This window comes from Micromonospora sp. HNM0581 (genome assembly GCF_012726175.1).
GTDB lineage: Bacteria > Actinomycetota > Actinomycetes > Mycobacteriales > Micromonosporaceae > Micromonospora.
In genome coordinates, this window is record NZ_JAASAD010000006.1 from 253045 (window position 1) to 263944 (window position 10900).

Annotated in this window: 11 protein-coding genes and 2 pseudogenes; 6 read left to right on the forward strand and 7 right to left on the reverse strand. The window is 68.0% G+C overall.

The window, feature by feature from the left end; genetic code table 11:
* Positions 1 to 43: 43 nt before the first annotated feature.
* A complete protein-coding gene (locus HCA58_RS10970; protein WP_169597702.1) occupies positions 44 to 811 on the forward strand; it encodes an HAD-IA family hydrolase in 768 nt (255 codons plus the stop codon).
* Positions 812 to 1371: 560 nt separating this feature from the next.
* Here HCA58_RS10970 and HCA58_RS10975 read toward each other — a convergent pair.
* Positions 1372 to 2568, reverse strand: coding sequence for a helix-turn-helix transcriptional regulator (locus HCA58_RS10975; RefSeq protein WP_169597668.1), 1197 nt, complete (start codon positions 2566 to 2568; stop codon positions 1372 to 1374).
* Between the two features lie 120 nt (positions 2569 to 2688).
* On the opposite strand from HCA58_RS10975, the gene HCA58_RS10980 reads away from it, so the two are divergent.
* Positions 2689 to 2886: a hypothetical protein gene (locus tag HCA58_RS10980; RefSeq protein WP_346775955.1), complete on the forward strand. Its 198-nt coding sequence runs from the start codon at positions 2689 to 2691 to the stop codon at positions 2884 to 2886.
* Positions 2887 to 2888: 2 nt separating this feature from the next.
* On the opposite strand, the gene HCA58_RS10985 is transcribed toward HCA58_RS10980, so the two are convergent.
* A complete protein-coding gene (locus HCA58_RS10985; protein WP_169597669.1) occupies positions 2889 to 3452 on the reverse strand; it encodes an NUDIX hydrolase in 564 nt (187 codons plus the stop codon).
* A gap of 199 nt (positions 3453 to 3651) precedes the next feature.
* On the opposite strand from HCA58_RS10985, the pseudogene HCA58_RS10990 reads away from it, so the two are divergent.
* Positions 3652 to 3963 (forward strand): annotated as a pseudogene (locus HCA58_RS10990) (tyrosine-type recombinase/integrase); the annotation flags it as partial.
* A 271-nt stretch (positions 3964 to 4234) separates the two neighbouring features.
* Here HCA58_RS10990 and istB read toward each other — a convergent pair.
* The 4 genes from istB to gltX all read right to left on the reverse strand — a co-directional run bounded on the left by istB (position 4235) and on the right by gltX (position 8663).
* Complete coding sequence (istB, locus tag HCA58_RS10995) at positions 4235 to 5047, reverse strand: IS21-like element helper ATPase IstB (RefSeq protein ID WP_169597670.1); 813 nt, start codon at positions 5045 to 5047, stop codon at positions 4235 to 4237.
* Positions 5047 to 5388: a hypothetical protein gene (locus HCA58_RS11000; RefSeq protein WP_169597671.1), complete on the reverse strand. Its 342-nt coding sequence runs from the start codon at positions 5386 to 5388 to the stop codon at positions 5047 to 5049. The genes istB and HCA58_RS11000 overlap by 1 nt, the downstream gene beginning before the upstream one ends.
* Complete coding sequence (gene istA / locus HCA58_RS11005) at positions 5388 to 6626, reverse strand: IS21 family transposase (RefSeq protein ID WP_169597672.1); 1239 nt, start codon at positions 6624 to 6626, stop codon at positions 5388 to 5390. The genes HCA58_RS11000 and istA overlap by 1 nt, the downstream gene beginning before the upstream one ends.
* A 633-nt stretch (positions 6627 to 7259) precedes the next feature.
* The gene (gltX, locus tag HCA58_RS11010; protein WP_169597673.1) at positions 7260 to 8663 is read right to left on the reverse strand and encodes a glutamate--tRNA ligase; all 1404 of its coding nucleotides are present in this window, start codon (positions 8661 to 8663) and stop codon (positions 7260 to 7262) included.
* Positions 8664 to 8868: 205 nt separating this feature from the next.
* Between gltX and HCA58_RS11015 the strand changes: the two are divergent.
* The 3 genes and pseudogenes from HCA58_RS11015 to HCA58_RS11025 all read left to right on the forward strand — a co-directional run bounded on the left by HCA58_RS11015 (position 8869) and on the right by HCA58_RS11025 (position 10455).
* A pseudogene (locus HCA58_RS11015) lies at positions 8869 to 9397 on the forward strand (DUF6244 family protein).
* Positions 9398 to 9591: 194 nt separating this feature from the next.
* A complete protein-coding gene (locus HCA58_RS11020) occupies positions 9592 to 9990 on the forward strand; it encodes a hypothetical protein (RefSeq protein ID WP_169597674.1) in 399 nt (132 codons plus the stop codon).
* 15 nt (positions 9991 to 10005) lie between these two features.
* On the forward strand, positions 10006 to 10455 hold the full coding sequence (locus tag HCA58_RS11025; protein WP_169597675.1) for a SitI3 family protein: 450 nt from the start codon (positions 10006 to 10008) through the stop codon (positions 10453 to 10455).
* A 168-nt stretch (positions 10456 to 10623) separates the two neighbouring features.
* On the opposite strand, the gene HCA58_RS11030 is transcribed toward HCA58_RS11025, so the two are convergent.
* Complete coding sequence (locus HCA58_RS11030) at positions 10624 to 10788, reverse strand: hypothetical protein (protein WP_169597676.1); 165 nt, start codon at positions 10786 to 10788, stop codon at positions 10624 to 10626.
* Positions 10789 to 10900 lie beyond the last annotated feature (112 nt).

Sequence of the window (10900 nt, forward strand, 5' to 3'; positions counted from 1 at the left end):
CACGCCTGTGGAACTGACAGCCGCCATGCGCGAAGATGAGGACATGCTGCCGACGCCGCACGCCCTCCTGTTGGATTTCGGCGGCGTCCTGGCCGACGCGCCACGACAGCCGCCGGCACCCCCGGATCTGGTGCGCCGACTGTCCGACCTGGTGGGAGACACCATGTCGGTCGAGCAGATCGCCGCCGACCTCACCGAAGGTGGCCGGGCATACGCCCGGTGGCGCGACGACATCGGCCGCTCCGACGAACCGGTCGAACTGCCACACACCCGGGTGTGGGCGGACTTCGTGACCCACTCCTGGCCGGCGCAGGCCCGTAAGGCGGTCGAGGAAGCGGCGACCCCCCTGGCGTACGCCTGGACCTGGCGACCGGACTGGCAGGTCCGTCCCGGCATCCCAGCAGCGTTACGAGCCGCGGCGGATGCGGGTCTGCCGATGGCGGTGGTCAGCAACGCGCTCTGCGGGGCAGCGCATCGGGACTTCCTCGCCACCGCCGGACTGTCCAACCTGTTCGTCGCCGAGCACTACAGCGACGAAGCGGGCCTCCGCAAGCCCAACCCCCGGCTGGCCATGGTGGCCGCCGAGGCCGTCGGCGTACCGATCAGACACTGCTGGTTCGTCGGCGACAGCGTGCACCGCGACGTGGCCTGCGCCCGACGGGCCGGTGCCGGTGCCGCGATCCTGATGCGCTCACCACGCACCGACAGCGAAGCCGCCCAACCCGACCTGCAACCGGACGCCCGCATCGAGGACGGCCACGGCCTGCTCACCCTGCTGCGGCAGAGCCGCACCGCTGGCCACCTCACCTAGCCGCCGATCAGCGCGGGCCGAGACGAGCTCGTCCCGGCGGGTGCGTCTTTGTCCGCGACCTCCGATCCATCGACGACGGCGACGGCCGGGTTCGTATGTCAGTCGCCGTGGATCCGGTGCCGAGCACGGCACGGCAGGTCGGCTCCGCACCGGCAGACACGCCGCCACAGTTGCCACGACCACACGGGCCGATGCCGTCGGGCGAACGTCAACGCGGTGGCCGACAGGTACTCATCGTACGAGACGCGCCGCTCCCGCGACATCGACGCATCCTTGCCCGCCGCCGAATGCTGTTGTACGCCTCGCGCCTGGTCCAACAGCCGCCGCCGGGCGGCGTCCTGCTCCATCGTCTGGATGCGCTGGCCGAACCCCGATACCGCCGGTGGTGACGGGAACTACCGGCTAACTATTCGCCGCAGGAGTCCAATAGCCACCGCCATCTGTCTGGCCCTCCCTCCTGAGGGCACGGGGGGCAATCTGCTGATGTGCCTCGATCCGCGCCCGATGTAGAGGTCAAGCCTCACGCCGTGCGTATTGTCGATCCAGAAGGTGACTGTCCGCTAACCAGGTGTGTTGTCCGCTGGTGGTCGGCGTCCCGGCGCGTACTCGAGACACAGGTCACGCAGTGTCGCGGACTCTGGTGCCCCCGACTGCTCCACCTTCGCCAGCAACTCCGCAGCCCGCCACCAGTTCGACGGCACCACCCGCCCGGACGCCACCGCCTGCGCCCCCAGTGCCACCGCCTCATCTGGCTGACCGGCAGCGACCAGGGCAAGACCAAGGTCGAGGCGAGCCGACGCAGACCGGCGGGGCCGCGCTCCCCCATCGCCCTGCGGATCCAGATCCGTCAACACCGCCCGCGCTACCTGCTCGGCAGCAGGGTCACCCGCCCATGCCAGCGTCGTGGCCGTATAGGCGGCGGCCTTCGCCGGGTCGTAGCGATAGTGGTGCTCGGCTCGCTCGGGAACAGGCAGATTCGCCGTCAGCCGTTCAACCCGGTCCAACGCCCGCCGGGTCGCACCGACGTCCCCGATCCGCGCCCACGCACGAGCCTGCTGAGCGGTCGCCTGGATGTGGGCGGAGCTACCTTTCGGGGCGACTCGCTGGGCTTGATCGGAAAGGTCGAGTGCCGTCCGGTAGTCACCTTGAGTCAACACGTCCCAGGCCCGGGTTTCGAGACACCATGCCTGGATCTCGGCGTGCTCGGCATGTTCGGCAAGGTCACGAGCAGCTCGCATGTGAGCAGCCGCAGCAGTCCGCTGCCGCAGGTCGATGTGGACGGTCGCCCGCAAAACCGCCATCCAGCCGCCGGCAACCAACAACCGACGCCGTTGGGCAAGAGTGACCCGTCCATCCAGCAGCCGCCCTACATAGGCGAGGTGCCGCCGTGCCAACGGTAGAAGATCCGCCGGAGCCATCGTCGGATAGGAACTGGCAAGGTCGTCAACGCCCTGCTCGATCCGGTCGAGCACTTCTCTACTCACGTCACTGGCGGCGACTCTCGCAAGCAGCTCGCCGGCCTCGGCGGCGTGGTCGACCGGCGCATCCACCAGGCCAGCAAGCACGCCTCCCGCGTCGAGAATCTGGTCCAAATGGCGCGCTGTGTCCGCTGTCGGAGCCTTCAGCCCTGTCTCCAACTCGTGCAGATGGCTCTTACTCCGATACGCGAGCTGCCCGAGGGATCGAAGCGACAGAGCACGCCGCTCCCGAAACTCACGCAGCGCTACACCGAAGCGCGGATCGACGGCCGTGGCCATAGCGCCGCTCCAAGCTCGAGATGCCAGGCGAACCTGCCCAGCTGCTACCCCATCGACCGTACCCTCAACGTCACCCGCCGTTGACCCTTGATTAGTCGGAACGCGACGCTGGGAGCTGGCGTGCTGCTCGATCCGCTGCGAATACCGGAGGATTCGTGGTCGCACGGCGAGGTGCTGACCGCCCTGGCCGCCCGCGACATCGGCGGCCTGCTCCGCTGGATCACCCGCCTCACGGGGGCGAGTCAGAGCCGGATCGGGGCCCCCGCCGTGCGGCACTTCACCGGCCGCATCGACGCCACCCTCGGCCCACGACGCTGACCTTACAGCTCTCCCCGGGCCTTACGCGCGACCAACTCAAGCACCGCGATCACCGTGCCGGCACCGACGATCTCACCCCGAGACACCAGCTCGTACGCCTCGTCGAGCGGAATCCACGCGACCTGCTCCGCCTCGTTCACGTCCACGGGCGCGCCGATGTGCTCAGCCTGCCGGGCCAGGTAAAGAAGGTTCTCGGCGTCCGCAGTGCCGACCCACGGTTGGAAGGACAACAACGGCTCCACCGCCTGAGGCCGCCAGCCGGTCTCCTCCTCGACCTCACGCACCGCACACTGCGCTGGCTGCTCGTCGTCGACATAGCCGCCGGGCAGCTCCCACACCCACCGGTCGAACACGAACCGGTGCCGCCGCATCAACAGCAGACGCTCCCGATCGTCCAGTACGGCGACCATGGCCGACCGGGGAGCCCGAATCACGTACTGCTCAAAGCGCACCCCGTCCGGCAACTCCACCTCGGCAATGCTCAACCGCGCACGCCGGGTGTCGTCCACCACCCGCTCGCCGTGGATGGTCCACCGGGTCAACTCCGTCGCCTGCATCTCCACCACCTCGCCAGCTCGGCTAGCGATCGAAGTCCCCTGGCAGGACTTCACATCCTTTCGCAGCTACCGGCTAGCACACGATGGATACGGATCATGGGCAGCTCGTCGACAGATGGTCGGCGAGGCATTCGAGCCCCTGCTCCAGCGGCTTTACCGGTTGCAGGAGCAAGTTCCCGCAGGCACCGTGGTGGCACCAGCTCTCAACGCAGCCGCCGGCAAGGCGTGGCACGAGACCAAACTCGTATTCACCACCCGCTATGGCACGCCCATCGAGCCGCGCAACTTTCAACGCTCCTGGCAGACCCGGTGCTAAAAGGCCGCAACGAAGCCGATCACCGTCCACGACGCGCGACGGACCTGCGCCACCCTCCTGGCCGACCTCGACGTCCACCCGCGAGTCGCCATGCAGATCCTCCGGCACGCCCGCTTCTCCGTGACGATGGAGATCTACATGCAGGTCTCGTCCAAGGTGACCCGGGACGCCCTCAAACGCCTCGGCGAATCCCTGACACGATGACGAACTGCTGTACTTCGCTGCTGTACGGGCAGCAGAAAGGCCACCTCCCGGAGCTGGGAAGTGGCCTGAGCTGCGTGGGCGATACTGGGATCGAACCAGTGACCTCTTCGGTGTGAAGCGGGACGCTGCGCCCACTATGACCTGCAGAAACGAGAAACCGGAGGTCATGGGGGGTGCAGTTGAGTGCCGTTCGACGCCGTTGGGCGCGGTTTGTCAACGACGGGCGAAAATTGACCCTCTAGCGGCGGCTGAAATCTGACCCCCTGGTTGGTCATCGGTCGTCTTTGGTTGCTGCGGGGACGCGGCCGAGGTCGCGGTCTTTGAGTCGGTAGCTGTCTCCCTTGAGAGAGATGACTTCGGCGTGGTGGACAAGTCGGTCGATCATGGCGGCGGCCACGATGTCGTCGCCGAAGACCTCGCCCCAGCGGCCGAAGGGCTTGTTCGAGGTGACGATCAGGCTGGCTCGTTCGTAGCGGGCGGAGACGAGTTGGAAGAACAGGTTGGCGGCTTCGGGTTCGAATGGGATGTAGCCGACCTCGTCGACGATGAGTAGCGGGATGCGACCGAGTTTGGTGATCTCGTCTTGTAGTCGGCCGGTGTGGTGGGCTTGGGCGAGTCGGGCGACCCATTCGGCGGCGGTGGCGAACGCGACGCGGTGACCGGCTTGGCAGGCGCGGATGCCGAGGCCGGTAGCGAGGTGGGTTTTGCCGGTGCCGGGTGGGCCGAGGAAGACGACGTTGTCTCGGGCAGCGACGAAGTCGAGGGTGCCCAGGTGGGCGATGAGGTCGCGTTTGAGTGAGCGTTGGTGGTCGTAGTCGAACTCTTCCAGGCTTTTGCGGGCGGGGAAGCGGGCGGCGCGGATGCGGCCCTCACCGCCGTGGGACTCGCGGGCGGCGACCTCGCGTTGCAGGCAGGCGGCCAGGAATTCCTCATGGGTCCAGTTCTCGGCGCGGGCGCGGTCGGCAAGTCGGGTGACGGCATCGCGCAGGGTGGGTGCCTTCAACGCGCGGGTCAGGTAGGCGATCTCGGCGGTGGTGTCCCGGCCGGTGTGCGCCGCGCCAGCGGTGGTGGTCTTGGTGGGCATCAGGCCACCACCTGTTCGGCAACCTGGTCGGCGACGGTCCAGATGTGGACAGGGTGGCCGGCGATGGTGCCGTGGGCTTCGATCCAGGTGTTGGCGCCGCCTCGACGGCGGCGTACTGGTGCCGACACCGCCCGGGCGTAGGCAGCCACCACCTGCGTCCGGGCTGGTTGCCCACCGGTATGGGCGGGGACCTGGATGTCGATGTCGGTGCCGGACACGGTCACCAGCACGCCTGCCGTGGCGGTGGCCTCGACCAACGCGGCGGCGGCCAGCAGAGACGCCGCGCTGGTCAGGGCACCGGTCAACGCCCGCGTGGTAGATGTGGTCGTCGTGGTGTTCATCAGGCCACCTCCGCCAGCTCGTCGGTGCCGAGGATGCGGTCGTAGTCGGTCAGGTCCCGACAGGCCACCTGTTCGTCGACGCGGCCACGGGGCCGGTCCTGATATGCCTGCCGCATCGCCTCGGCCGCTGTGCGGTGCGCGGGGTCGGTGAGGGTCTGCTGCCGGGCCCAGCACCGCTCGTGCTCACCGACCAGAACACCGGAACGGGCGATGCGCACGGTGTGCAGATCGGCGGTGACCTCGACGCGGTGCCCCACCGCGCTCGGGTGCACCGAGTAGTCACACGAGTCCAACCGGACGTAGTGATCGCGTCCGAGTCGCAGCGTGTGTCGCCAGCCGAGCACCGCGGCGTCGACCGGGGGCAGGGCCGTCATGGCGTCCCGGTCCGCGCCGATCCGGTCAGACGGCCTCGCCCCGTCCAGTGCCCGCCGCGGCCGGGTGTTGGCCCGGGCGATCCAGTCGGTCAACTGCGCGTCGAAGTCGGCCATGCTGGCGAACCGGCGCCCGGGCAGGAACGAGGTCTCCAGGTAGCCATTGGCCCGCTCGACGAGACCCTTCGACTCAGGATCCCGGGGGCGCAGGATCCGCACCCTGGTACCGGCCATGCCCCGCAGCACGCTGAACTGCGCCGTCAGCTTCGGCTGCCCACCGCCGTAACGGCCCACCCCGGACTCGTTGTCCCACACCAACTCCCGCGGCACCCCACCCAACTGCCGCAACACCTGCCACTGGCCCAACACCAGGTCCTGCGCAGCCCTGGTCGGGATCATCGTCGCGCACAGCCAGCGGGAGTAACCCGACACCATCACCAACACCGGCGGGGAATCAACCTGCCCGAACCCCAACGGCACCGCCACCGGCGGGAACCACAGATCACACTGGGCCCGTTCACCCGGCCCATACGTCGTACGCGAGGACGGATCCACCGGCGCGTATACCGCCCGCAGTTCACGCACCCGCTCCTTGAGTACCGTCAACGACCGCGACCAGCCAATCCGCTCGGCGATCACCGTCGCCGGCATATCCGGAAACTCCTTCAGCAACGCCCGGATCCGCGGCTCGACCACGTCAACGATCGAACCCCTCGACGCCCGCACGTACTTCGGCGGCTGCACCGACCGCACCGCGTTACGGACCGTGTTACGCGACAGCCCAAGCTTGCGCGCGATCGCCTTGATCGGCATCTGCTCGGCCAGGTAGAGCCGGCGGATCTCCGCCCAGTCCTCCACTTTGATCACCCTCCATGTCTTGTCACAAGATCTCTGAAGGGGGTCAGATTTCACCCGTCGACACGGGGTCATTTTTCACGCGTCGTCGACACGGTTCAGGGCCGTTCAGCGCACCCGGCTGCTCCCACGTTGCTCCCCGGTCCCGCACGCCTCTTCGGCGCTGCCACGCGCGGCGGTGGGACGAGCCTCCGTGAGACGGCAGTCCGTTGGAGCGGCGACCGACTGGTTGCCGCCCCGAGCGGTGCCGCAGACGGGAGTCTCATTGTCGCTCCGTCTCCGCGCGGCTGGCTGCTGACCGCGACCCTCGCGGCCGACCGGCTTCCGAGTGGTAACCAGATCGGCCCCTGGGCACCCGAGGTGTTCCGGCTCAGCGACGAGGTGCTCGGCACCAACTTCGGCAACCTCGCCCCACCCTTCGATTTCGCTACCGCCGGTGCTGGCCGGGACTGCGGACAGGGTTTGAGGGCACGGCTTGGTCCGGTGCGGCCCGGAACGGCAAGCGCAGAGCATTAGTCGCTGACCGCTCAGCTCCGCGAAGGCCGAGGTGTCGGGTCTACTTCCGAGTCAGGAGCGGAAGGCCGGGTGGCACCGGTGACCAACGTCAAGTTGACCGGCGGATCGATCCGCCGGCCGCAATAGGGGTCAGCTCAGGCGGTCGAGTGCGGCCCGTAGGCGAGCCAGGGTTCGCTCACGTCCGAGGGTCTCGATCGACTCGAACAGCGGCAGCCCGACAGTGCGACCGGTCGCCGCAACTCGTACCGGAGCCTGCGCTTTGCCGAGCTTGAGCCCTCGCTCGGCGCCGATCGCCTCCAGCGTCGACTTGAGCGCCTCGGCCTGCCACTCGCACGTCTCGTATGCATCGACCACGGCGGCCAGCAGTGCTGGGGCGTCGGCTTTCATGGCCTTCGCCCACGCGGCCTCATCGGTGGCCGGCTCGTCGAAGAAAAGGAAGTCGACCATCGGCACGATCTCGGAGAGCACTGCGATCCGGGTCTGCGCCAACTCGGCGACAGCTGCGAACGTCTTGGTGTCGTACGCCTCCGGTCGCCACGGCGCGGTCTCACCGGTCAACCATGGCTGGCACGCTTCGACGAACTCCTCGACCGGCAGCGCGCGGATGTAGTCGCCGTTGAAGGCGCGGAGCTTCTTGACGTCGAAGAACGCCGGTGAGGGGTTGACGTCTTCCAGCCGGAACTCCGCCACGATGTCGTCCCAGGGCAGGATCTCGCGGTCGCCGGAGGGTGCCCAGCCGAGCAGCATCAGGTAGTTGCGCATCGCCTCGGCTAGGTAGCCCTCGGCGCGGAAGTCTTCCAGGGCGACCCGGTCGCGGCGCTTGGACAGCTTCTGCCGCTTCTCGTTGACCAAGATCGGCGCGTGCACCCATACCGGCGGCTCCGCCCCGAGCGTCTCCCACAGCAGTTGCTGCTTCGGCGCGTTGGGCAGGTGCTCCTCGGCCCGGATCACATGGGTGATGCCCATGACCATGTCGTCGACCACGTTCGCCAGCAGGAACACCGGCGAGCCGTCGCCACGCGCGATGACGAAGTCCTCGATCAGGGCGTTCTCGAACGTCGGCTTGCCGCGCACCAGGTCGACGATCACAGTTGAGCCCTCGTCGGGGGTACGGAAACGCAGAGCGCAACCGTCCCCGGTGGGCAGGCCACGGTCGCGGCAGTAGCCGTCGTAACCCTTATGCTCGCTGCCCGTACGGGCGACGACCTGATCCCGGGCGCAGTCGCAGTAGTAGGCGAGCCCGGCGGCGAGGAGCCGGTCGATGGCCTCACGGTGATGCTGCACGTAGTCGGACTGGAACAGCGGGCCTTCGTAGTCCTCTGGGCCGACGCCCAGCCACGCCATCGCGTCGATGATGCCCTGCACCCATTCGGGCCGGTTGCGGGCCGCGTCCGTGTCCTCGATCCGCAGAACCATCGTCCCGCCCGACTGTCGGGCCAACACCCAGTTGAACAGCAACGAACGGGCATTGCCGACGTGGAACATCCCAGTCGGCGAGGGGGCGAAACGGACACGAACCGCAGAACTGCTCACGGCCCACAGCCTACCGGCCAGGCGACGATCACCAGCGCTGATATCCGCCCGTCCGCACCCGCCGCCGGGCGCGGCAGCGGATAGACGTGACAACGCCTCCCGGCGCGGGCGTTCCTGAGCTGACAAGCTGCGCGGCGACCGCGAGGGACAGCGGTGTACCTTCGCGGTCGAGCACCTTTGCTAGCTTCGATCGATAGGCGGTCGGATGTCGCACGTTGACAAGATCACTGGTGAGCTGCGTGCCCTGCTGACGGGTGTCGAGCGCGCGCAGGGGCTGGCGGCCGCTGCCGACCGGCAGACTCAGGAAGTGGCCGTACGGGGCTGCAAGGTCTGGCTTCGCCGCTGTGGCGGCGGGTTTGACCCGGGTCCGTTGCGCCGTCACCGCGATCCAGGGCGGTCTGGGTAGCCTTTCCGGTGCGATTGGCGAGGCGACGAAAGCGACCGCGGCAGTTCCGCGCGAAGCCACTCCGCAGGAAACGATCTCCGGGTTGGCGCCTGTTCAGGCTGCGGTTGACAGTGCCCGCGATGCGGCGGCCGGGACCATCAAGCAGGTCGGTGAGGCGCAGCAACTCGTCACCACGGTATTGCAGGGTGGGCAGCCTGGGCCGCTGTTGCAGGCATTGGAGAGCATCAAGCAGGTCTTGGTGCTGGTGGTTCAGCGCACCGGCACCGCGCGGCAGTATGTTGAAGCCGCGGTCGCCGAAGCGCGTCAGCTCGGTTCCTCGGGAAACTGAGCGGGGCTGGCGGTCACGAACCGGCCAGCCCGAACACGTCTATCGCCGGAGAGTCAACCAACCCTGCTCCCCTGCATGCTGGTCGCGATTCCGATGAGCACAACCTGCTCCCGTGGAGCCGGCAGCCCACCGGTGTCCTCGGCGGAAGGCCGAGCGGCCCGCGGACGCGGATTCCGCCACGGGAAGACGCACGGGTGCAGCGTGCACTGGAGTTGGAGAACGCCTGCGCCGACACAGTCGCCGGCAAGGGCTACCGGGTCCACCAGAACCCGACAAGACCGGAGATCGCCGCAGCGCGTCAGAACACCGGCGACATCGGGAAGCCGGACAAGGAACCGGACTATCTGATCGAGGGTCACGTTTTCGACTGCTACTCACCGACACCCGCCAAGGCCGTGCGAGGCGTGTGGACGGAAGTGTCGGAGAAGGTGAACAGTCAGCAGACCCAACGGGTGGTGCTGAACCTGCAGGACTGGCGCGGTGACCTCGGTGCCCTGCAGAAGCAGTTCAACGACTGGCCGATCGGCCACCTCAAGGAACTCACGGCGGTGACCCGCAACGGTGACATCATTCAAATCGTCCGGCGAGACTGAGAAGGCAGGCAACGCGTGGCTATCGAGTACCGATTGACGCTGGCGGGGGACATCCCGCTGGAGCAGGTGGCCGCACTCGCCGCCCCGGACGGCGTCGAGGAGTCGGCCTTGCCGGGCTACCCTCGGCTGCTCGGCGCGGACCTCACACACACCTCCGGGTACTCAGTCAGCGTCTACGGCGGCAGTAACGGCTACTTCGACGCCGAGAACGACGACGGCTCCCAATGGGAATGGGAACCCGGCACCTACGTCAACATCGTCTTCCACATGCCCAAGGACGACCCCGCCGGCAGGGCGGCACCTGACATGGTCGCGGCCGTGGCCCGGGTGCTCGCCGGCCGGCCTGAGGACGCCGCGCTGGTCCTGAACGGCAACTGGCTCCTACTCACCCGCACCGCCGGAACCCTGGCAACGCACCAGCCCGAATGGTGGAACAGCTACGGCGTCAGGGGCCTCCGTCCATAGCCGTTCGTCCCGGAGTAGCCGTATGTGGCATCTGGGAGTCGTGTCGGCTCCCCACTCGGTCCCACCATTCGCGTCGGCGGACCGCTGACGCCGCTGGTGTCGCCGCCTGTGACCGAGGTGTGATGACGCGACGACGCATGCGGCCGGTGGTCGCCAGTCGACGAGGGATCACGCCGCAGCCATCGCGAGCCAACCTGACTCGGTGACCATCCCGCTCTGCTCGGCGGTGGCGCTTACGCGGTGCCGCGTCGCCGGTTGCTGATCTTGCTGGCGACGGCGTCGGGCGGCGTCGCCCCGGTAGACGATGGCCTTGAGACTATGCCCCAATGCCACGTAGCCTAAGTTGATCTTGGCGGTGGCTGGACCCGGTAGATGTGGATGGTCGGTGGCCGGTCGTGGCGGATGCTGGCCGGTTCGTCGGGTTTCTTGACCCGGTACTGGTTGT

Bases quoted from the DNA above. Each gene is read 5' to 3' on its own strand.
- HCA58_RS10970 (WP_169597702.1), top strand. From the start codon at position 44: ATGCTGCCGACGCCGCACGCCCTCCTGTTGGATTTCGGCGGCGTCCTG.
- HCA58_RS10975 (WP_169597668.1), bottom strand. From the start codon at position 2,568: ATGGCCACGGCCGTCGATCCGCGCTTCGGTGTAGCGCTGCGTGAGTTT.
- istB (WP_169597670.1), bottom strand. From the start codon at position 5,047: ATGCCCACCAAGACCACCACCGCTGGCGCGGCGCACACCGGCCGGGAC.
- HCA58_RS11000 (WP_169597671.1), bottom strand. From the start codon at position 5,388: ATGAACACCACGACGACCACATCTACCACGCGGGCGTTGACCGGTGCC.